Source organism: Nonomuraea sp. NPDC003560 (assembly GCF_042878785.1).
Lineage (GTDB): Bacteria > Actinomycetota > Actinomycetes > Streptosporangiales > Streptosporangiaceae > Nonomuraea.
Genome location: NZ_JBIAOF010000007.1, coordinates 393,831 through 414,454, shown reverse-complemented (window position 1 = coordinate 414,454; position 20,624 = coordinate 393,831). Strand labels below are relative to the sequence as shown.

Below are 20,624 nucleotides of genomic sequence, written 5' to 3'. Positions count from 1 at the left end.
ATGGCGACGACGCTGACGAAGCCGGCGCGGCGGGCCGCCGGGGCGGCCCGGCGGGCGGGCGGCCCGGCCGCCGCCCGCCGCAACTGGGTGGCCGGGGTGGCCGGGTGGATCTGGCTGGCGATCGTGGTGGTCCCGATCTACTGGATCGTCATCACCAGCTTCAAGGAGCAGAGCTCCTACTACGCCTCCAACCCGCTCGCGCCGCCGGCGGAGCCGACGCTGGGGGCCTACAAGCTGGTGCTGGAGTCGGACTTCGCGCTGTACTTCCTCAACAGCCTCCTCGTCACCCTCGGCGCGGTGATCCCGGCCGTCGGGGTGTCGTTCATGGCGGCGTACGCGATCGTGCGCGGCGGCGGGCGCTTCCTGGGCGGGGTGAACTCGCTGTTCCTGATGGGGCTGGCGATCCCGCTCCAGGCCACGATCATCCCGATCTACCTGATCATCATCCGGCTGCACCTGTACGACTCGCTGCTGGGCATGATCCTGCCCTCCATCGCGTTCGCGATCCCGCTGTCGGTGCTGGTGCTGTCCAACTTCATCAGGGACGTGCCCAAGGAGCTGTTCGAGTCGATGCGGCTGGACGGCGCCACCGACTGGGGCATGCTCTGGCGGCTGACCTTCCCGCTGACCCGTCCGGCCGTGGTGACGGTGACGATCTACAACGCGCTGACGATCTGGAACGGCTTCCTGCTGCCGCTGATCCTGACCCAGAGCCCGGACAAGCGCACGCTGCCGCTGGCGTTGTGGACGTTCCAGGGCCAGTACAGCGTGAACGTGCCCGCCGTGCTCGCCTCGGTCGTCCTGACCACGCTGCCCATCCTGATCCTCTACGTGGTGGGCCGCCGTCAGCTGCTCAGCGGGCTGACCGCGGGCTTCGGCAAGTGAGCGGCGGTCCTCCCCCGCGTGGGAGGGCCGTCCATCGCGGCGCGTACCAGGGCCTCGGCGTCCCCGGCCAGGACGGCGCGCGCCCGCCGGCGGCCGGCCGGCGGCGCGGCGCGCAGGGGGGCCAGCAGGCGCACCTCGACGGCCAGCCGCCGGGTCGCGGTCACCCGGAGCACCGAGGCGAGCAGCGAGTCCTCGCCCACGTAGCAGGCGCGGGTCGAGGGCCGGCCGTCCTCGCGGTAGCGCAGCGTGGCGGGCCGTACGGCGGCGCCCGCGTCGATCGCCGCCTGGAACACCGCCGGCCGGAAGTCGCCCATGCCGAGCCCGCACCACGTGGTGCCCTCGGGGAAGGCCACGACGGTGTCGCCCGCCCGCAGCGCCGCGGCCACGGCGGCGACCGCCGACGGCAGCGCGGACAGGCGTTCCCTGTCGATGAACAGCGCGCCCGAGCCCGCGGCCAGCGTGCGGACGACCGGCCAGGCGGCGATCTCCCGCTTGGCCAGCGGGCGCGCGGGCACCGCGGCCGCGACGACCAGCGGGTCCAGCCACGACACGTGATTCGCCACGACCAGCACCCCGGCCTCCCCACCTCCCCTTGACCCCGCGGCCCCGACCCCGGCCCCGCACTCGACCCCGGCCCCGGCCCCGACCCCAACCCCGGCCCCGGCCCCGGCCCCGGCCGGCGGCCGGGGCGCCTCCGCCGGATCCTCGGCGACGAGGTCCAGGTGGATGCCCAGGGCGCGCAGCAGGAGCCGGGCCCACCGTCCGGTGACGCGCGCCCGCACGTCCGGGCGGGCGTGGCGGAACGCCAGCGCCACCGGCACCCCGGCCAGCACCACCAGGGCCGCCGCGAGCAGCCGCAGCGCCCGGCGCACCGCCCCCGCGCCGACGACCGCCGCCCCCACGCACATGTCCGGCGTGCACGGGCCCGTACGCAGCCAGGGGCCGGTCACGGCGTCCCGCCCAGGAAGTGACGCAGGTAGCGGGTGTTCGCCTGGGCCATCGAGAGCAGCACGAAGAAGTCGGCCGTGCCGAAGTCCCGGTCGTGCGCGGGCGGCCCGCACACCCACGCGCCCAGCCGCAGGTAGCCGCGGAGCAGCGCGGGCGGCACGAACCGGTCGGTGCGCGGCGCGCCGTCGGCCGCCCAGGGCACGTGCGGCGTGACCCGGTGCTCCTCGGGGCCGAGCGGCACCCGTCCGGCCACCCCGGCCGCCAGCGCGCCGCCGTCGTCGAGCGGCACCGAGCAGCAGCCCGCCAGCCACCGGTGGCCGCCGCTCACCATGTACCGGGCGATCCCGGCCCACATCAGCGCGACCACCGCGCCGTCCCGGTGGTCCGGGTGCACGGTGGTACGTCCTGCTTCGACCAGGTTGTTGCGGATGGGGGCGAGGGCGCGCAGGTCGAACTCGCCGTCGGAGTAGAGCCGGTCGGACCGCCCCGGCGGCAGCAGCCGGTACGTCCCCACCACCCGCCGCCCCTCCCGCACCAGGAGGTGGTCGCAGTAGGCGTCGAACCGGTCCACGTCGAGGCCGGAGACCGGGCTGTCGAGCCGCGCCCCCATCTCCTCGGCGAAGACCTCGTACCGCAGCCGCTGGGCCGCCTGGAGGTCGGCGGGGCTCGTGGCCATGCCGACCGTGTACCGGCTCGTGTCAAGAGAGATCGTCATGGGCGCGGGGTCCTTCCCTGAAAGCGTCTCGCGACCATGTCGTCATGCCGACATGACGGCCGGCTCTCGCGTCGGGGGCACCCAGGCGTCGGAGCGGTGAACTAGCTCGCGGCCTCCTTCTCGCGGTCGCGGCGGTTGGCGTACAGGCTGGTCAGGGTGACCGTGGTCAGGACGGCGACGATCACGCCGAGCGAGGCGAGCGTCGGGATCTGCGGCATCCAGTCCCAGACGCCGTGCGCCCAGTGCAGCATGAGCTTGACCCCGATGAAGGCCAGGATGACGCTCAGCCCGTGGTTGAGGTGGCGCAGCTTGGCCAGGACGCCCTGCAGCACGAAGTACAGCGCCCGCAGGCCCATCAGCGCGAAGGCGTTGGTGGCGAAGACCAGGAACGGGTCCTCGGTCACGCCGTACACGGCCGGCACGGAGTCCACGGCGAAGACGATGTCCGTGCCCAGGACGGCGACGGCGGCCAGGGCCAGCGGCGTCAGGGCCAGCCGCCCGCCCTCGCGCACGGCCAGCCGGGAGCCGCGGTAGTCGTCGGTGACCGGCACGAACCGGCGCACCAGCCGGACGCTGCGCATGGAGGAGATGTCCACCTGCTGCTCGTGGCCGCCGAGCACGTCCTTGAGGATCTTCCCGGCGGTGACGATGAGGATCGCGCCGAACAGCAGGAACGCCCACGTGCCGCTCTGGAGGGCGGCGGCGCCGAGCCAGATGAAGATGCCGCGCAGGACGAGCGCCCCGACGATCCCGTACAGCAGGACCTGCCGGGCCAGCGCCGGCGGGACGGCGAAGGCGGCCAGCAGCAGCATGAACACGAACAGGTTGTCCACCGACAACGACTTCTCCACCACGAACCCGGTGAAGAACTCCACGGCGACGCCGCCGCCGTGGTCCGCCCACAGGTAGAAGCCGAAGATCACCGGCAGCACCAGGTAGAACACCGACCAGCCGGCCGCCTCGCGCATGCGGACCTCGTGCGGGCGCCTGGTCAAGAGAAGATCCAGCGCCAGCAGCAGCACGAGCCCGGCGATCGCGACCAGCCAGAGGGTGGGCGTGGCGATGGTGGTCAGGGCGGGGGCAGCCTGCAATGTGCCCGGGGGCATGGGTCCTCCTCGAACGCGCGTCATCGTTCGAGGTCTCCTTCGCCCGTGCGCCGATCGCACGGGCGGCCGCCCGGGGACGTCTGGGACGTCCGTACTGACCGGGCCGGCGCTTGCGAAGTACTCCCCTCGGCACCCTCAGCCTAGGCGAAGTCACGACATGTCACCACCTGTTGGGCGGTCCCCATCCGCGACGGCTGCGAGAACGCAGGCCCAAGGCATGGTCTGCACCTGCTCGCCACGGGTCATGCGCTCCTCGGTTCGGTGAGCGCCGGGTGACTCAGTCTCCGTTGAGCACGCGCACCATCCACTCCAGCGATCCCGTGCTGAGCACCTCGTCCGCGAGGCGCTTCGCGGACGCCGTCCGGAGCGCGGCGAGCGAGCTGTCGATCCACGGCTGGACGTTCTGGTGCCCCTGCTCGCGGTACTCGACGGCCTGCATCAGGCATTCGAGCTTGTCGGCGTCACGAGCACAGAGGGCCTCAAGGCTGGTCTGCCCCTCGTACTCACCGACCGCGCCACCCAGCATCTCCGCCACCGACTCCGGAAGACCGCGTACCTGGTCGGCGGTGACCTCCTCGTTCTGCGCCGCCGTCAAGTAACGCTTGCCGACGTAGGGAATGTCGGTGACACGGGTTTCCTGGGTGTCGTGGAACAGGCTCATGAACGCCGCGCGCTCGGGGTTGCCGCCCTCCAGAGCCGCGATCACACTCGCGATGATCGCTGTCCGGAAGGAGTGATCGGCGATGCTCTCAGGGTCGCGCACCCCCGCGACCAGCCAGCCTGTGCGCTTGTAGCGCTTGAGCAGTCCGATCTCGTACAGCAGGCCCGTCAACCTCGCCAGTTCCTCCGCCATGGAAGTCCCTTCTCACCCTCGGTGGATCATGCGCAGAGCGTAGATGACCGCCTCCAGCTCGCGCTGGGACTGTGCTGACGCGATGGCCTCGTCCAGGGTGCGGGCAGCCGCGTCCCTGAGGGCGTCCACGGTCTGACTGTCCAAGGTCGAGGGGCGCAGCATGACCAGCGCCCACAGTGTGTGGGCCACCACGTCGAGGTAAGGATTCGCGGAGTTCAGCTTGCCGGTCAAATGCCGGAGAAGCTCGGTCCCGCGCCACACATCCGGTCTCAGCTCGATCATGAACGTATCCGCCGACTGGGGTTCGCCCACCTCCCCGAGCCAGTAGGCCCAGTAGTTGAGGTTGGCCACCTCGCAGACCTCGTCGGCCAGATGGACGCGGATGAAGTGCTGCAACCCCTCGCGGTCGCCGATCCTGGCCAGCGAGTGGGCGCCGGACCGGACAACGGCCCATGACGGCGTCCACCCGGCCGCCCGGCTCATCCGACGTTCTTCGGCGCGCTGCATCGTTGTGAGCCAGTCCGCGGTGTCCGCGGTGTCGTCGAAGCCGGCGACATAGCGGGCCTGGCGGCGCAGCAACATGCCGTCCGCCCGGCCCGTGTCGGCACGCTCGGCCACCACCTTCAGGTGCTCGAAGAAGTGCGCGCGTTCGTCGGGCAGAAGCGAAGGTGAGGTGGCCACGGGCCCCCGGCGGCCGGTCCCCCGCGCGGCTCCCGCCATGGCCGACGGTGCCGTCCTGGTGAACGGCCAGGCCACGAGGTCGGTGAACGGACGTGTGATCACCCATGAGGCCAGTGGATGATCTTCGGTCCGGGCCTTCCCCGGCTCGGTGCCGAGCACGTAGCCGACGAACCGATCGGCTTCAAGGGCCATGTCCAATTGGAAGAGCAGACGCGCTCGGATGCCGAGCCGCAGGAGCCAGTGCCGCAACGACAGATACGTCCCTGTGGAGATCGCCATCAGCGGGCGGCGTCCGGATTCCCAACCCTGAATCGTCGTGACGTCCAGACCGAGAAGTTCGGCGAACCGTTCCTGGGTCGTCCCGGTGGACTCACGGATGACCTTGAGCACATAGCCGGAGATCCGGCCCTCCCGGCCGTGCTCGGCATTGCCCCGACCGGCCGTCAGGGTTCCCACGCCCTGGGAGGTCATGACAGGAGCCACCGCCGTCCGTACTCGTACTTCCGGTCAGTTCTGCGACGTCCGCGCTGTTCATAGCGTTGCCACCAGCACGACAAGCCGATCCAGCGTAGCTCGCAAGGGGCTGGCGCGACCGGCTTCTTCAGGTGGATCAATGGAATCATCACTCGGGACGAAGACCGTCAGGGGCACCGATGGCGCAGAAGACCGGCAGACGGCTCCATGCCATCCACAGCACGTGGTGCACTGTGTTCCCGTCTGACAAGTGCCTGAGCCCTCACGTCCCCCCCGCTCAGCACGGTCATACTCGGCTGCGATGGCACAAGCCGTACCGGACGCTCGTACGAACGCGTCCGGTGGCCTGGACCTGCTTCTGCCAGGCCACCGTCTACGAACTGTGCGAGGGCGGCGGGCAGGCGTTCCTGCGGCGAACCGTCCACCTCAAGGGCAAGCCCGAAGTGCACGAGACCTCTCTTCGCTCGATCCGTGCAACTGCGGCGATCTGGACGGAATTGCTGTCCGGACGAGCCCGATAGGCCGGGTGGGGCGCGCACTTCACGGGCCCGACAGCGTCACACCAGCCTGACTGCGGGGCGGAAAAGCGCTGACTGTGCCATTTACCGTTAGGAAACTTTCCTTTATATTTGGGACTATCCCCCAGCATGAAGGAACGGTGACATGCGCAGAGTATGGACCTTCTTAGCCATGGCGGCGGTCTCCGTCGCCACCGTCGTCGCGCTCTCCCCGCCGGCCTCGGCGCACGGTTACATCTCCGACCCGCCCAGCCGCCAGGCCAACTGCGCGGCCGGCAAGGTCAAGAACTGCGGCCAGATCATCTGGGAGCCGCAGAGCGTCGAGGGCCCGAAGGGCCTGCGCAACTGCAGCGGCGGCGACGCCCGGTGGGCCCCGCTGGACGACGACAGCAAGGCCTGGCCCGCCGCGTCCGTCGGCGACACGGTCAACTTCAAGTGGCTCATCGAGGCCCGGCACGCGACCAGCACGTGGGACTACTACGTCGGCAGCACCCGGATCGCCTCGTTCAACGACCACGGCAGGGAACCGGGCGCGACGGTGACGCACACGGTCAGTCTGGGCGGCCGGACCGGGCGCATCAAGCTGCTGGCCATCTGGAACATCGCCGACACGGAGAACGCCTTCTACAACTGCGTCGACCTCCAGGTGGGCCCCGGCGGACCGACGCCGACCCCCACCGCCACCCCGACGCCGACCCCCACGCCCACCCCGACCCCCACGGTGACCCCGACCCAGGGCCCGACCGGCAACTGGACGGCGGGCACCGCGTACAAGTCGGGTGACCAGGTGGTCTACAACAACGTCACCTACCGCTGCCTCCAGCCGCACACGGCGCTGCCCGGCTGGGAGCCGCCGAACGTGCCCGCCCTGTGGCAGCGGGTGTGATCGTCTAGCTCCGGTGCACGGGGGCGGTGCGGTCGGCCATGATGGACGGGCCGGCCGCACCCCCCTTCCGGAAGGACGTCGATGACAGGCAGCGATTGGCTGTCGCCCCGCTGGTGGTGCGGGACAGCGTGATCACCGACGGCGGCGGCCAGGTCGTCGAGAAGCTCGCCCCCGACTGCGCGGCCAGCCGCCACCCCGCCTTCTGCCGCCGGGTGCACGACGAGCTGACCTCGATCGATCCGCGGCTGCTCACCCGGGGCGGCCTGGTCGTGGCCACCGCGCTCGATCCGCGGGCGCAGCAGGCGGCGCAACGGGCCGTCGAGGCGCAGGTCCGCCCGGGTGACGCGGCGCTGTCCGGCGGCTTCCGTTACGACGACGGCTTCCCCCGCGCCCGCTCCTTCCAGGCCACCGGCTACAACTCCTTCACCAACTGCAAGGGCGAGAACGTCGGCGACCCCGCCCACACGGTCGTCGGCCCCGGCGGCGAGGACGGCGGCGCGTTCACGACCCTGCGTTCGGCCGCCCGCGCCGTGCCGAACCCCTTCTTCCTGCGGCTGGAGGAGCGGGTCGGCCTCTGCCAAACCGTGCGCACGGCGCAGCGGCTCGGCCTCGCCCGCCGCGACGGGACACCGCTGCGGGAGTACGAGACCTTCACGCTCGGCATCAACGAGGCGGACACCGTCACCGTCGCCGCCACCTACGCCACGCTGGCCGCCCACGGCCTGCGCTGCGCGCCGCGGGCGGTCAAGGAGGTCCGCGACGGCTCCGGCAAGGTGCTGCACGCCCTCGCCCCCCGGTGCGAGCAGGTTCTGGACGCGCCCGTCGCCGACGCGGTGACCGGTCTGCTGCGGACCGGCGGCCTCGGCCGGGACGCGGCGGGCCTGGCGGGCAGGATCCCCGACCTCGGGTCGGCCTGGTACGCCGGTTACACCCCCGACCTGGCCGCCGCCGTCAGCCTCGGATTCCCCGACGAGTCCGAGCCCCGCACGTTCCCCGACGGGTCCCAGCGGCGCCCGTCCACCGCCGGGCGCGATCGGCCCACGCTCACCGGCCTGACCGTCTGCGGACGCCGCTACGACACCGTGGACGGCACCACCGTCCCCGAACCCATCTGGCGGGCCTCGATGGCCGAGGCGCTGCGCGGGATGCCGAAGTCCCGCTTCCCTGAGCCTGACGAAGCCCGCTTCGGCGGCTGCCGGCTGGCCTGCCCGCAGTAAGGCGTCAGCGCGCTCCCAGCAGCTCGGCCAGCCGGTCCATGGACTGGGCGCCGCCCTTGGGGCCGTCGGCGCGGACGATGGCGTCGCGCGCCTCGACGGACGGGTGCACCGACTGAGCCACGTACCGGGTACGGCCGCCGGCCTCCTCCAGCCGGACGGTCTCCAGGGCCACCTCGCCGGGCGTGCCCTCGAACTCCCACGTGCGCACGTACCGCTCCGGCGGCACGACCGCGTGGTAGACGCCGCCGAAGGCGTACTCCCGGCCGCGGGCGTCGGTGTTGACGAAGCGCCACCGGCCGCCCGGCGCGACCTCCATGGCGTCCACCCGGGTGTCCAGCCAGTGGGGGCCCCACCAGCGCGGGATCAGCGCCGGGTCGGTCACGACCCGGAAGACGACGTCCCTGGGGGCGTCGAAGGCGCGGATCATGATGATGTCCTGGCGGCCGGGTTCGATGACGAATTCGGTCTCAGCCATGGTCACGTCCTTCCTCGCTGTGCCGGAGCTTGCCGATCTCCTGGTCGAGCCGGTCGAAGCTGCCGGTCCAGCGTTCGCGGTAGCGGTCGATCCACGCGGAGGCGCCCTCCAGGGGCTCCGTCTCCAGGCGGCAGGGCCGCCACTGCGCGTCGCGTCCGCGGCTGATCAGCCCGGCCCGCTCCAGCACCTTCAGGTGCTTGGACACGGCCTGCAGGCTCATCTCGAAGGGCTCGGCCAGCTCGTTGACCGTCGCCTCGCCGTCGGCCAGCCGGGCGAGGATGGCCCGCCGGGTGGGGTCGGCCAGGGCGGCGAAGGTGAGGCTGAGCTGGTCGTCGGGCATCGGTGCGCGCGTTCCTTCCTGGGCGGTCCCGACCCTAATGGTCCACGATCGCGCCGCAGGAGACGTTCACGGTCGCCGACGTCATGGTCCGGGCCCGGTCGGAGGCGACGAACGCCGCCACGTCGCCCACGTCGGCGAGGGTGGCGAGCCGGCCGAGCAGGGTGGGCTCGCGCAGCTCCGCCTCCAGCGCGGCCTTGCCCGGGAACGAGTCGGGGATGCTCTCCGGCACGCCGCCGGTGATCAGGGTGACCACGCGCACGCCCTGCGCCCCGGCCTCGCACGCCCACTGGCGGCGGATGCCCTCCATGGTGTCCAGCGACACCTTGAACCCGCCCAGCCCCGGCTGCGTCTGCGGCCCGCCGCCGCCGAACAGCAGGACGACCCCCGAACCGGCCATGTGCCGCACGGCGGCCCTGATGGTGAGGAACTGGGTGCGCGCGGCGACCTGGATCGGCCGCAGGAAGTCCTCGACGGAGATCTCGGCCAGCGGGCGCTGCACGTCCTGGACGGAGACGGCGTTGAACGAGACGTCGATGCGGCCCTCGCGGGCGGCCACCGAGCCGGTGAACGCGTCGACGGCCTGCTCGTCCAGCGCGTCCACGAGGGCGGTCTCCGCCGTGCCGCCGGCCGCGCGGATGTCGTCGGCGACCTTGTCGAGCGAAGCCCGGGTGCGGCCGGCCAGGAAGACGCGGGCGCCCTCGCGGGCGAAGGCGCGGGCCACCGCGCCGCCGATCGAGCCGCCGCCGCCGTAGACCACCGCGACCTTTTCTCGGAGAAGCATCTCTTCCTCCTTGTTCAACCCGTTGGTTTATCAACCTATAGGTTGAATAAGCGACGGTGTCAAGAACTGGACAGTCCTGGAGGCTTTATCCGATCTTGTCAGGACTCCGAGGCGGTGTTACCTCTGGCGGGACGGGCGTCAACCGCGCGTCTTCCGTTCCCAGGAGGAATCGTGTCCACCAGACCCTGGTTACGCAGCGCCGTGATCGCCCTCGCGGTCACCGCCTCTGCCCTGCCCCTGACCGGCGCCGCGCGAGGCGAACCCGGCGGGCAGGCCCCGATCGTCCACGACTTCCAGGCCGAGCAGCACGGCAGGCCGGACCTGGACAACCGGCAGGGCCGCGTCCCGCCGCCCGCCGGGCTCGGCGCACGGGCCGCCGGCGCGGAGATCCGCTGGAACGCCCTCGGCACCCCCGCCGTCGTCACCGGCGCCGCGCCGCTCGCCGAGGGCCTGGGCGAGGATCCCGAACGGGCCGCCCGCGCCTACCTGACCGCCAACGAGCCGCTGTTCGGGCTGTCGGCGGAGGAGGTCGCCGGGCTGGAGAAGGTCGCGGTCAACCCCCTCGGCGCCGGTCACGCCGTGCTCCTGCGCCAGCGGTTCGGCGGGCTGCCGTCCGGGGTGGACGGGCTCGTCGCGGTCGGCGTCGTACGGGGGAAGGTGCGCCACGTGACCTCCTCGCTCGCCCGCGGGCAGGCCGCGCCCCCGGCCGCCGTGATCAGCGAGGCGCGGGCCCTGGAGATCGCGGCCCGCGACGGCGGCGTGGACCTGGCCACGGCGACGACCAAGCAGGTCACGAAGGTGGCCGTGCCCGCGCCCGACGGCGTGCACAGCGCGTACCAGGTGGTCCTGATCGGCGGCGGGAAGGGCGAGGCGGCGGCGTACACCACCCACGTGGACGCGGTCACCGGCGGCATCCTCACCCGCGAGAACCTGGTCGACCACTTCGATCCGGAGAACCCGCGCTGGGCGGCCTTCCCGGCCAACCCGCCCGGCGACTACTCCGCCACCGACACCCGGCGGACCTGGTGCCAGGCGGCCGGGCCCGGCTGCGACCTCGCCACCGGCGGCGACCCGGCGACCGGCCGCGCCTGGGACGTGGACCACGCCACCGGCGCGCCGACCCACACCAGCGCGGGCAACGCCGCCCGGACGTACGAGAACCGCGCGAACGGCGACCCGTTCACCGTCGGCACCCGCGCGAACGCCCCCTCCCCCGACCGCGACTACGTCCATCCGTGGCGCAACACCTGGCACCGGGCCAAGTGCGACCCGGCGACGTTCGACCAGCCGGGCGAGGCGGACCTGGAGGCCGCCATCGCCAACCTCAACGCCATGCACAACCGCATGCACGACTGGTCCTACCGGCTCGGCTTCACCGAGTCCGCCTGGAACATGCAGGTGGACAACGGCGACCGCGGCGGGCTCGGCAACGACCCCGAGCTGGGCAACGCCCAGGCCGGGGCGCGCGTGGCGTCGGTACGCGACAACGCCAACCAGATCACCGGCCCCGACGGCGTCGCCCCGATCACCAACATGTACCTGTGGCAGCCGATCGCCGGCTCGTTCTACGCCCCCTGCGTGGACGGCGACTACGACATGTCGGTCATCGGCCACGAGTACAGCCACGCCATCTCCGGCCGCATGATCGCCGGCCCGACCGCCGGCTGGAGCGGCGCGCAGGCAGGCGCCATGAACGAGAGCACCTCCGACCTGTTCGCCATGGAGTACCTGGACGAGTACGGCTTCCGCTCCTCCGGCGCGACCCCGTACGTGATCGGCCCGTACGTCACGGGCGACCGGACGCGCGGCATCCGCAACTACGACATGTCCAGGTCGCCGCTGAACTACAGCGACCTCGCCTACGACCTGGTCGGCACGCAGGTGCACGCCGACGGCGAGATCTGGACCGCCACCCAGTTCGACGTCCGCGAGGCGTTCGTCAAGCGGTACGGCAAGGGCACGCCGGCCCGGCAGCGCGACTGCGCCGACGGCAAGGTGGCGGTGGACCGGTGCCCGGGCAACCGGCGGTGGGCGCAGCTCTCGTACGACGCCCTGCTGCTGATGGCCTCCGGCGCGGTCAGCTACGTCGACCACCGGGACGCGATCCTGGCCGCCGACGCCATCCGCTTCGACGGCGCGAACCAGGACATCTTGTGGCGGGCGTTCGCCGAGCACGGCCTGGGCAAGGGCGCGGCCAGCAACGGCCCGAACGACCCCGACCCGACGCCGAGCTTCGTCGACCCGGCGGGCCGCAACGGCTCGCTCCAGCTCAAGCCGCTCGGCGAGGCCAGGGACGCGGCCCTGCGGCTCTACGTGGGCGACTACGAGGGCCGCGCGGTGCCGGTCGCCGACACCGATCCGGCCACGCCGCTGGGCGACACCGTCGAGATGACGCCGGGCACGTACCGGTTCGTGGTGGCGGGCGCCGGGTTCGGGCACGCGCGGCTGACGTTCCCGGTGGTGGCCGGGGCCAGGCTGCCGCTCCCGCTGCCGCTGCCGCGCAACCTCGCCTCGGCCGCGGCGGGCGCGACGGCCGCCGGCGACGGCGTCAACCAGGCCCGGCTGATCGACGACACCGAGGCCACGAACTGGGCCTCGCGCACCGGCGCGCCGGCCGGCCGGTCGGTCGTCGTGGACCTGGCGGGCGACAGTCCGGTCACGGTGCGCAGGGTCCAGGTGAGCGCGATGCTCCGGCCCGACGTCGGCGACGCCGCCGATCCGGGCGGGCAGAACAGGTTCTCGGCGCTGCGCGCGTTCGAGGTGCTGGCCTGCGCCGCGAACTGCGCCGACCCGGCGAGCTTCAGGAAGGTCTACACCAGCCCGGCGGACGCGTTCGACGCCACGCTGCCCCGGCCGCGCGGCGCGGACCTGCTGGTGCGCTCCTTCCGGGTGCCGCCGACCAGCGCCACCCACCTGATGCTGCGGGTGGTCAGCAGCCAGTGCACCGGCAACCCGCGCTACGCGGGCGAGCAGGACGCCGACCCCGGCTCCGCGACCGACTGCGCCACGGCGAGCCCGGCGCGCGAGCAGGTGCGGGCGGCGGAGTTCCAGGCGTACGCCCACTGACCCGCCGGCGGGCCGCCCGGCCCGCCCCTTCCAGGGGTGGGCCGGGTGGTCAGAACGGGTAGTGGGCCTGTTCGGTCGCCAGGGTGATCCAGCGGGTGTTGCTGAACGCCTCCAGGCCCCACCGGCCGCCGAACCGGCCGTAGCCGGAGGAGCCGGCCCCGCCGAACGGCGCCTGCGGCTCGTCGCCCACGGACTGGTCGTTGACGTGCACGATGCCGGTCCGCAGGCGGCGGGCCACGCGCAGGCCGTGGGTGCCGTTCTCGGTGATGATCCCGGCGGTCAGGCCGTGCTCGGTGTCGTTGGCCAGGGCCACGGCCTCGTCGTCGGTGGCGAAGGTGCCGAGCACGCACACCGGGCCGAACGCCTCGCCGTAGTACAGGCGGGCGTGCTTCGGCACATCGGCCAGCACCGTGGCCGGGTGCACCGCGCCCTCGGGCTCGCCGCCGCCGGCCAGCACCGTCGCACCCTCGGCGACCGCGTCGGCGACCAGCCCGGCCACCCGGCGGGCGGCGTCCGCGCTGACCAGCGGCCCGATCACGGTCTCCGGCCGGGACGGGTCGCCGGCGGGCAGCGCGCGCACCTTGTCGGCGAACCGGCGGCCGAACTCCTCGGCCAGCGACTCGTGCACCAGCACGCGGTCGCCCGACATGCAGATCTGGCCCGCGTTCATGTAGACGCCGAACGCGGCGGCGTCGACCGCGTGGTCGAGGTCGGCGTCCTCCAGGACGATGATGGCGTTCTTGCCGCCCAGTTCCAGCAGGGCGGGCTTGAGGTGGCGGGCGGCGTGGGTGCCGATGATCCGGCCGACCTCGGTGGAGCCGGTGAAGTTGACCGCGCGGACGCGGGGGTCGGCGATGAGCGCCTCGGCGACCACGGCGGCGTCGGCCGGGTCGTTGGTGACCACGTTGAGCACGCCCGCGGGCAGCCCGGCCTCGTGCAGCAGGTCGGCGACGAACAGGCCGCACGCGATGGGGGCGTCCTCGCTGGGCTTCATGACGACGGTGTTGCCCGCGGCCAGGGCGGCGGCCACCGAGCGCACGCCGAGGATGATCGGCGCGTTCCACGGCGAGAAGGCGGCGACCACGCCGAGCGGCTCGCGCACGGCCAGGCCGAGCACGCCCTCCTCCTGCGCGGCGAGCACCTCGCCGCGCGGCGCGGTGATCGCGGCGGCGGCCTCGCGCAGCATGTTCGCGGCCAGCCCGACGTTGAACAGCGCCCACGGACGGGTGCCGCCGACCTCGGCGGCCATCAGCGCCACGGCCTGCTCGCCGCGCTCCTGGAGCAGGTCGGCGGCCTTGAGGAAGATCGCCCGGCGGGCGAACGGGCTGGTGGCGGCCCAGCCGTCGAAGGCGGCCTGCGCCGCGTCCACGGCCGAGGTGACGTCCTCGACGCCCGCGGCGGCCACCGTCGCGTACACCTCGCCGGTGTAGGGGGCCAGGTCGGGCGTCGTACGGCCGCTCAGGGCGGGGACGTTCTTGCCGCCGATCAGCAGGTCACGGGTGATGGTCATGCGGGCTCCCCTGATATCTCGGTAAGGACGCGCTGGGCGACGGCGAACGCCGCGTTGGCGGCCGGCACCCCGCAGTAGATCGCGCTCTGCAGCAGCACCTCGCCGATCTCGTCGGCCGTCAGCCCGTTGCGCACGGCGGCGCGGACGTGCATGGCCAGCTCGTCGAGGTGCCCGTGCGCGACCAGCGCGGTGAGGGTGACGCAGCTCCTGGTGCGCCGGTCGAGGCCGGGCCTGGTCCAGATCTCCCCCCAGGCGTAGCGCGTGATGAGGTCCTGGAAGTCCCTGGTGAAGGCGGTGGTGCGGGCGACGGCCCGATCGACGTGGGCGTCCCCGAGCACTTCCCGGCGCACCCGCATGCCGGGGGCGGCGGGCAGGTGGGCGAGCAGCGCGGCGGTGACCCGTTCGGGCTGGTCGACGCCGGCCAGGTGGGCCGCTCCCGGCACCTCCACGAGCGTCGCGCCGGGGATGCCGTCGGCCAGCTCCCTGGCGTGCGCGGGCGGCGTGGCCGGGTCGTCGCGGCCGCCCAGGACCAGCGTCGGGACGGCGATGCCGGGCAGCTCGGCGCGCAGGTCGTAGCCGGCCAGGGCGTCGCAGCAGGCGGCGTAGCCGGCCGGGTCGGCGGCGGCGAGGTCGTCGAGCAGCGCCGGGTCGCCCGGCCCGGCGAACCAGCGCTTGGCCGTGGGCTCCAGCAGCGGCGCGGTGCCCCGCTCCCGGACCAGCGCGGCCCGCTCGCGCCAGCCGTCCGGCTCGCCGAAGCGGGCCGAGGAGCAGATCATCGCCAGGGACAGCAGGCGTCCGGGGTGGCGCAGGGCCAGGGTGGCGCCGATCGCGCCGCCGATGGAGATGCCGGCGTAGTGGAAGGCGTCCAGGCCCAGGTCGTCGGCCAGGTCCAGGACGAGCCCGGCCAGGCCGTCGATCGTGGACACGCCGGACGACGGGGAGCCGCCGTGTCCGGGCAGGTCGAAGCGGACCACGCGGAACCTGCGGGCCAGCGCGGCGACCTGCGGCTCCCACACCCGGGTCGAGGTGCCGACCGACGGGCCGAGGACGATCGGCTCCGCGTGTTCCGGGCCGTCCACCCGGTGCTGCAACAACGTCACTTCTCCTCCAGCGCCCGCTTGACCAGGGCGGCGGCGGCGCCGGGCGGTCCGGCGACGGTCAGGGCGGCGCGCATGCGCCCGGGATCGACCCGCAGGCCGGCGACCAGTTCCGCGGCGTCGCGGGCGGCGCCGGCGACCAGGCGCAGCGCCTCACGCAGCGGCTGCCATTCGGCGTGCCAGGCGCCGGGCGGGCGCTCGTCCTCGGCGGCGAGCGAGGCGTACAGGACGGCGGCCAGCGCGGGCACCTGGCGGGCCGCCGCGGCGATCATCGTGGCCCGCACGGGGTTGTGCTTGTGCGGCATCGACGACGAGCCGCCGCCGACGCCCTCGGACACCTCGCCGATCTCGGTCCGCGACATCACCAGCACGTCGGCGGCCGGCTTGCCCAGCGCGCCCGCGGTGAACGCCAGCGCCCCGGCCAGGTCGGCGACCGGGGTGCGCAGCACGTGCCAGGGCAGCGTGGGCGCGGCCAGCCCCAGCTCGGCGGCGAACCGGCCGGCCACCTCCAGCGCCCCTGCGCCTCCCTCGTCCAGGTCAGGGGCGGCGAACCGGTCGAGGGTGCCGGCGGGGCCGCCGAGCTGGGCGGGAAGCGCTTCGCGGACGACTCGGAGGCGGTCGCGGGCGTCGAGGGCCAGCCTCCGCCAGCCCGCCGCCTTGAGCCCGAACGTGGTGGGCACGGCCTGCTGGGTGAGCGTGCGGGCGGCCATGACGGTGTCGCGATGGTCCCACGCCAGCGTGGCCAGCCCGGCGGCCACCCGGTCGAGGTCGTCCAGGACCGGCCCGAGCGCCCGGTGGGCGACCAGCATGAGCGCGGTGTCGAGGATGTCCTGGCTGGTCGCGCCCGCGTGCACGTGCTCCGCGTACGGCCCGGCGGCCGCGCGCAGGTCCTCCACCAGCGGGATGACCGGATTGCCGCCCGAACGGGCCCGCGCGGCCAGGCCGGCCGGGTCGAACAGCTCGGCGCGGGCCGCGGCGGTCACGGCGTCGGCCGCCTCCCGCGGCGCGCGCCCGAGCGCGGCCAGCACCCGGGTGAGCGCGGCCTCCGCGTCGAGCATGGCCTGCAGGACCGCCGCGTCGCCGGTCGCCTCGGCCCCGCCGCGCATGGGCGCGAGCAGCCCGAAGTCGCCCAGGGCGCCCACGGAGGACGCGCCCGGGTTCCCGCCGCCGGGGTCAGCCGAAGTCAAGGAAGACCGTCTCCTTCTCGCCCTGAAGATGGATGTCGAAGCGGTGGACGCCCTCCCGCTCCTCGACCGCGACCAGCGTGCGCGCCCGGTCGGGCGGCAGCGAGTCGAGGAAGGCGTCGGGCCGCAGGTAGATGCGGGTGAACAGGTGGTGGAGCAGGCCGCGGGCGAACACGCACACGCTGATGTACCCGTTGCCCGGCTCGACCGTGCGCAGGGTCCAGTGACCGTCGGCGTCGGTGGGGACGCGGCCGAACCCGGTGAAGTCGACGCCGTGCCGGCCGATGACCGCGCCGTTGACCGGGTCGCGGCGCAGCGAGCCGGGCGCGCCCGACAGGTCGCCCGTGGGGTCGGCCTGCCAGAACTCCAGCAGCGCGTCGGGGATCGGGTCGCCGGCGCCGTCGTAGACGCGGCCGTGCACGGTGATGCCGCCGGTGGCCAGGTCGCCGCCGCCGGGGAAGGGCAGCGCGTAGCCGTAGAACGGGCCGACCGTCTGCGAGGGGGTGGGGTTCATCGGCCTTCCTCCATCCAGGTCGCGGCGGGCCCGTCGAGCACGATGTCCCACCGGTAGCCGAGCGACCACTCGGGCTTGGACAGGTCGTGCGCGTAGGTGGAGACCAGCCGCTGCCGGGCGCCGTCGTCGGTGACCGACTGCAGGATCGGGTCGTAGGGGAACAGCGGGTCGCCGGGGAAGTACATCTGGGTCACCAGCCGCTGGGCGAAGGCCGTGCCGAACAGCGAGAAGTGGATGTGCGCGGGCCGCCAGGCGTTGAGGTGGTTGCGCCAGGGGTAGGGGCCGGGCTTGATCGTGGTGAAGTGGTAGCGGCCGTCGTCGTCGGTCAGGCAGCGGCCGACGCCGGAGAAGTTGGGGTCGAGCGGCGCGGGGTGGTCGTCGCGCTGGTGCAGGTAACGACCGGCGGAGTTGGCCTGCCAGATCTCCACGAGCTGACCGCGTACGGGCCGGCCCTGGCGGTCGAGCACCCGGCCGGTCACGGTGATCCGCTCGCCCAGCGGCTCGCCGAGGTGCTGCCGGGTCAGGTCGGAGTCGAGGGCGGTCACGTCCGTGACGCCGAACACCGGGCCGGACAGCTCGCTCGCCTCCGGGTCCTTCAGCGCGACCAGCGGCTGCTTGGGGTGGCGCAGCAGGGTGCTGCGGTAGGGGGCGTAGTCGCGCGCGGGGTGGTCGGCGGGCCGCTCGCCGCGGGACTCGCTCAGCGCGGCGATCTCGCGGTCGATGTCGGCCTGCGTGAGGGGTTCGGACATGGACGCTACCTTTCGAGTACGACGGCCAGCCCCTGGCCGACGCCGATGCAGAGGGAGGCGAGCCCGACGCCCGAGCCGGCCGCGGCCAGCCGGTGGGCCACGGCGCCGGTGACGCGGGCCCCGGAGGCGCCGAGCGGGTGGCCGATCGCGATCGCGCCGCCGTCGGGGTTGACCAGGGCGGGGTCGAGCTCGGGCAGCTCGGCCAGGCAGCCCAGCACCTGCGCGGCGAACGCCTCGTTCAGCTCGACGGTCGACAGGTCGCCGAAGCCCTTGCCCGCCTTGGCCAGCGCCTTGCGCACGGCCTCGACCGGGCCGAGCCCGAAGTAGCGCGGCTCCAGCGCGCTGACGGCGCTCGCGGTGAGGCGGGCCAGCGGCTCGCGGCCGCGCAGCCCCTCCTCGTCGGTCAGCAGCAGCGCCGCCGCGCCGTCGTTCAGCGGGGAGGAGTTGCCGGCCGTGACCGTGCCGCCGTCCCTCCTGAACACCGGCTTGAGCCGGGCCAGCGCCTCGGCCGAGGTGTCGTCGCGGATGCCCTCGTCCCTGGTCAGGCCGGCGATCGGGACGATCTCGCGGTCGAGGGCCGCCTTGGCCGCCTTCCGGTGGCTGCCCAGCGCGTACGCGTCCTGCTCCTCGCGGGTGATGCCGTGCTTGTCGGCGATCAGCTCGGCGCCCTCGCCGAGCGCGACCGTGTGCTCGGCGGGCATCCTCGGGTTGACCAGCCGCCAGCCGAGCGTCGTGGAGACCAGCTCCCCGCCGCCCGCCGGGAAGGCGCGGTCGGGCTTGGGCAGCACCCAGGGCGCGCGGGTCATCGACTCCACGCCGCCCGCGATCACCGCCGAGGCGTCGCCGACCGCGATCGCCCGGTATGCCTGGATGATCGCCTCCATGCCGGAGCCGCACAGCCGGTTGACGGTGGCGCCGGGCGTGGTGACCGGCAGCCCGGCCAGCAGCGCGGCCATGCGGGCGACGTTGCGGTTCTCCTCGCCCGCGCCGTTGGCGTTGCCCAGGACCACCTCGTCGGCGCTCTCCTGGCCGGTCCGCTCGACCAGCGCCGCGACGACGTGCGCGGCCAGGTCGTCGGGGCGCACCTTGGCCAGCGCGCCGCCGTGGCGGCCGAACGGCGTGCGGACGGCGTCGACGATGTAGACGTCCTTCATGCGGTGACCTCCGCGTCGGTACGGTTGCGCAGCTCGTCCAGGCCCACGCCCGGCGCGCTCTCGACCAGGGCCAGCCCCTGCTCGGTGACGTCGAGGACGCCGAGGTCGGTGATGATCCGGTGCACGCATCGCCGGCCCGTCAGCGGCAGCGAGCACTCCTCGACGATCTTGGGTGAGCCGTCCTTGGCGTTGTGCTCCATGATCACGATGACCTTGCGCGCGCCGTGCACCAGGTCCATGGCCCCGCCCATGCCCTTGACCAGCTTGCCGGGGACCATCCAGTTGGCCAGGTCGCCGCGGGCCGAGACCTGCATCGCGCCGAGCACGGCCACGTCGATGTGACCCCCTCGGATCATGCCGAACGACAGCGAGGAGTCGAAGAACGACGCGCCGGGGAGCACGGTGACCGTCTCCTTGCCCGCGTTGATCAGGTCGGGGTCGACGTCGGCGGGCGCGGGGTAGGGGCCGACGCCGAGGATGCCGTTCTCGGAGTGGAGGACCACGTCGACGCCCGGCGGCAGGAACGACGGGATGCGGGTGGGCAGGCCGATGCCGAGGTTGACGTAGTCGCCGTCGCGCAGCTCGGCCGCCGCCCGCGCGACCATCTGGTCACGGGTCCAGCTCATTCGGTGACCGTCCTTTTCTCGATGCCCTTGTCGGCGGCCTGCTCAGGGGTGAGCGGGAGCACGCGTTGCACGAACACGCCGGGCAGGTGGACCTCGTCGGGGTCGATGTGCTCGGCCAGCTCCTCGACCTCGGCGACGGTGACGCGCCCCGCCATGGCGGCCAGCGGGTTGAAGTTCCTGGCGGCGCGGTGGAAGACCAGGTTGCCGGACCGGTCGCCCCTGGCCGCCCGGACCAGCGCGAAGTCGGTGCGGATGCCGTGCTCCAGGACGTACTCCCGGCCGTCGAACTCGCGCACCTCCTTGGGCGGCGAGGCGACGGCGACCGTGCCGTCGGGGTGGTGGCGCAGCGGCAGGCCGCCGTCGGCGACGGGGGTGCCGACCCCGGCCGGGGTGTAGAAGGCGGGGATGCCGCTGCCGCCGGCCCGCAGCCGCTCGGCCAGGCTGCCCTGCGGGGTCAGCTCGACCTCCAGGTCACCGCCGAGGTACTGCCGGGCGAACTCCTTGTTGTCGCCGATGTAGGAGGCGGTCACGCGGGCGATGCGCCCGGCGGCCAGCAGGATGCCGAGGCCGCCGCCGTCGACGCCGCAGTTGTTGGACACGACGCCGATGCCGGTCACGCCGGTGTCGTAGAGGGCCTGGATCAGCACGTTGGGGATGCCGCTGAGCCCGAAGCCGCCGACCGCGAACGAAGCGCCGTCCCGCACGCCGGCCAGCGCCTCCGCGGCCGTCGCGACCACCTTGTCTCTCCGCACGACGCTCCGTTCAGCCGAGGATGTCCGCCGAGTGCCCGCCCGAGGGTGTTCGCTCTGCGAACTTTAGTTCACTATTATGAGTTCGAGTATCTG

The 20,624-nt window shown here is 73.4% G+C and carries 20 protein-coding genes; 4 read left to right on the top strand and 16 right to left on the bottom strand.

Annotation, left to right across the window (positions count from 1 at the left end; genetic code table 11):
- On the top strand, positions 1-885 hold the full coding sequence (locus ACFYUV_RS28470; RefSeq protein WP_387673038.1) for a carbohydrate ABC transporter permease: 885 nt from the start codon (positions 1-3) through the stop codon (positions 883-885).
- On the opposite strand, the gene ACFYUV_RS28465 is transcribed toward ACFYUV_RS28470, so the two are convergent.
- From ACFYUV_RS28465 to ACFYUV_RS28445, 5 genes are all read right to left on the bottom strand, one after another.
- Positions 846-1,835, bottom strand: a complete 990-nt coding sequence (locus ACFYUV_RS28465) for a lysophospholipid acyltransferase family protein (RefSeq protein ID WP_387673035.1) — start codon at positions 1,833-1,835, stop codon at positions 846-848. The two genes, ACFYUV_RS28470 and ACFYUV_RS28465, sit on opposite strands and share 40 nt — an antisense overlap.
- Positions 1,832-2,548, bottom strand: coding sequence for a GNAT family N-acetyltransferase (locus tag ACFYUV_RS28460; RefSeq protein WP_387673033.1), 717 nt, complete (start codon positions 2,546-2,548; stop codon positions 1,832-1,834). Before ACFYUV_RS28460 ends, ACFYUV_RS28465 begins: the two co-directional genes overlap by 4 nt.
- Before the next feature lie 101 nt (positions 2,549-2,649).
- Positions 2,650-3,654: a TerC/Alx family metal homeostasis membrane protein gene (locus ACFYUV_RS28455; RefSeq protein ID WP_364336855.1), complete on the bottom strand. Its 1,005-nt coding sequence runs from the start codon at positions 3,652-3,654 to the stop codon at positions 2,650-2,652.
- A gap of 277 nt (positions 3,655-3,931) precedes the next feature.
- On the bottom strand, positions 3,932-4,507 hold the full coding sequence (locus ACFYUV_RS28450; protein WP_387673030.1) for an HD family hydrolase: 576 nt from the start codon (positions 4,505-4,507) through the stop codon (positions 3,932-3,934).
- Between the two features lie 12 nt (positions 4,508-4,519).
- Positions 4,520-5,659: a helix-turn-helix domain-containing protein gene (locus tag ACFYUV_RS28445; RefSeq protein ID WP_387673027.1), complete on the bottom strand. Its 1,140-nt coding sequence runs from the start codon at positions 5,657-5,659 to the stop codon at positions 4,520-4,522.
- 666 nt (positions 5,660-6,325) lie between these two features.
- On the opposite strand from ACFYUV_RS28445, the gene ACFYUV_RS28440 reads away from it, so the two are divergent.
- Both ACFYUV_RS28440 and ACFYUV_RS28435 read left to right on the top strand, forming a co-directional pair.
- A complete protein-coding gene (locus ACFYUV_RS28440; protein WP_364336853.1) occupies positions 6,326-7,066 on the top strand; it encodes a lytic polysaccharide monooxygenase in 741 nt (246 codons plus the stop codon).
- Between the two features lie 95 nt (positions 7,067-7,161).
- Positions 7,162-8,283 (top strand): hypothetical protein, encoded by a 1,122-nt coding sequence (locus ACFYUV_RS28435; RefSeq protein ID WP_387673024.1) that lies wholly within the window; start codon positions 7,162-7,164, stop codon positions 8,281-8,283.
- A gap of 4 nt (positions 8,284-8,287) precedes the next feature.
- Here ACFYUV_RS28435 and ACFYUV_RS28430 read toward each other — a convergent pair whose 3' ends face one another.
- Genes ACFYUV_RS28430 through ACFYUV_RS28420 form a run of 3 tightly spaced genes read right to left on the bottom strand, consistent with a single transcriptional unit; the run spans position 8,288 to position 9,879 of the window.
- A complete protein-coding gene (locus tag ACFYUV_RS28430) occupies positions 8,288-8,758 on the bottom strand; it encodes an SRPBCC family protein (protein ID WP_387673021.1) in 471 nt (156 codons plus the stop codon).
- Positions 8,751-9,098 (bottom strand): ArsR/SmtB family transcription factor, encoded by a 348-nt coding sequence (locus ACFYUV_RS28425; RefSeq protein ID WP_387673018.1) that lies wholly within the window; start codon positions 9,096-9,098, stop codon positions 8,751-8,753. The genes ACFYUV_RS28430 and ACFYUV_RS28425 overlap by 8 nt, the downstream gene beginning before the upstream one ends.
- Before the next feature lie 34 nt (positions 9,099-9,132).
- A complete protein-coding gene (locus tag ACFYUV_RS28420) occupies positions 9,133-9,879 on the bottom strand; it encodes an SDR family NAD(P)-dependent oxidoreductase (protein ID WP_387673015.1) in 747 nt (248 codons plus the stop codon).
- A gap of 171 nt (positions 9,880-10,050) precedes the next feature.
- Here ACFYUV_RS28420 and ACFYUV_RS28415 point away from each other — a divergent pair, with 171 nt between their 5' ends.
- Positions 10,051-12,945 (top strand): M36 family metallopeptidase, encoded by a 2,895-nt coding sequence (locus tag ACFYUV_RS28415; protein ID WP_387673012.1) that lies wholly within the window; start codon positions 10,051-10,053, stop codon positions 12,943-12,945.
- A 49-nt stretch (positions 12,946-12,994) separates the two neighbouring features.
- Here ACFYUV_RS28415 and ACFYUV_RS28410 read toward each other — a convergent pair whose 3' ends face one another.
- Genes ACFYUV_RS28410 through ACFYUV_RS28375 form a run of 8 tightly spaced genes read right to left on the bottom strand, consistent with a single transcriptional unit; the run spans position 12,995 to position 20,531 of the window.
- Complete coding sequence (locus ACFYUV_RS28410; protein ID WP_387673009.1) at positions 12,995-14,455, bottom strand: aldehyde dehydrogenase family protein; 1,461 nt, start codon at positions 14,453-14,455, stop codon at positions 12,995-12,997.
- Positions 14,452-15,549, bottom strand: coding sequence for a 4-carboxymuconolactone decarboxylase (pcaC, locus tag ACFYUV_RS28405; RefSeq protein ID WP_387673244.1), 1,098 nt, complete (start codon positions 15,547-15,549; stop codon positions 14,452-14,454). The genes ACFYUV_RS28410 and pcaC overlap by 4 nt, the downstream gene beginning before the upstream one ends.
- 2 nt (positions 15,550-15,551) lie before the next feature.
- On the bottom strand, positions 15,552-16,739 hold the full coding sequence (pcaB, locus tag ACFYUV_RS28400; protein ID WP_387673006.1) for a 3-carboxy-cis,cis-muconate cycloisomerase: 1,188 nt from the start codon (positions 16,737-16,739) through the stop codon (positions 15,552-15,554).
- On the bottom strand, positions 16,726-17,250 hold the full coding sequence (pcaG, locus tag ACFYUV_RS28395; RefSeq protein ID WP_358292527.1) for a protocatechuate 3,4-dioxygenase subunit alpha: 525 nt from the start codon (positions 17,248-17,250) through the stop codon (positions 16,726-16,728). Before pcaG ends, pcaB begins: the two co-directional genes overlap by 14 nt.
- Positions 17,247-17,999, bottom strand: a complete 753-nt coding sequence (pcaH, locus tag ACFYUV_RS28390) for a protocatechuate 3,4-dioxygenase subunit beta (protein ID WP_352328074.1) — start codon at positions 17,997-17,999, stop codon at positions 17,247-17,249. The genes pcaG and pcaH overlap by 4 nt, the downstream gene beginning before the upstream one ends.
- 5 nt (positions 18,000-18,004) lie before the next feature.
- Positions 18,005-19,153 (bottom strand): thiolase family protein, encoded by a 1,149-nt coding sequence (locus tag ACFYUV_RS28385; protein WP_387673002.1) that lies wholly within the window; start codon positions 19,151-19,153, stop codon positions 18,005-18,007.
- Positions 19,150-19,779 carry a CoA transferase subunit B gene (locus ACFYUV_RS28380; RefSeq protein ID WP_352328076.1) on the bottom strand — a complete coding sequence of 210 codons (630 nt, stop codon included), beginning with the start codon at positions 19,777-19,779 and terminating at the stop codon, positions 19,150-19,152. Before ACFYUV_RS28380 ends, ACFYUV_RS28385 begins: the two co-directional genes overlap by 4 nt.
- Positions 19,776-20,531, bottom strand: a complete 756-nt coding sequence (locus tag ACFYUV_RS28375; RefSeq protein WP_387672999.1) for a CoA transferase subunit A — start codon at positions 20,529-20,531, stop codon at positions 19,776-19,778. The genes ACFYUV_RS28380 and ACFYUV_RS28375 overlap by 4 nt, the downstream gene beginning before the upstream one ends.
- Positions 20,532-20,624: the final 93 nt, after the last annotated feature.